The sequence below is a fragment of the Halomonas borealis genome (genome assembly GCF_004798905.1).
Lineage (GTDB): Bacteria > Pseudomonadota > Gammaproteobacteria > Pseudomonadales > Halomonadaceae > Halomonas > Halomonas borealis.
This window is the reverse complement of record NZ_SDMO01000125.1, coordinates 1-243: the sequence shown is the minus strand read 5'-3', so window position 1 is coordinate 243 and position 243 is coordinate 1. Positions and strand designations below refer to the sequence as shown.

At 44.0% G+C, this 243-nt stretch carries 1 protein-coding gene; it reads left to right on the top strand.

The window, feature by feature from the left end; translation table 11 throughout:
* A partial coding sequence (locus tag ETC07_RS16395) for a class I tRNA ligase family protein (protein WP_168709236.1) occupies positions 1-243 on the top strand: 243 nt, incomplete at both ends.

The window sequence follows — 243 nt, the reverse complement described above, 5'->3', positions numbered from 1 at the left end:
CCTGAGATTCGCAAAAATGAGATGATCAACAATTTCATTAAACCGGGCTTGGAAGACTTGGCTGTGAGTCGTACGACCTTCACTTGGGGGATTCCTGTAAAATCCAATCCGAAACACGGGGTTTATGTTTGGCGTGATGCCTTGCTTAACTATGTAACTGCTTTAGGATATGGGTCAGATAATACCAGCAAACTGGATAAATTCTGGCCCGGTGTGAATATGGTCGGAAACGAAATCGTACGT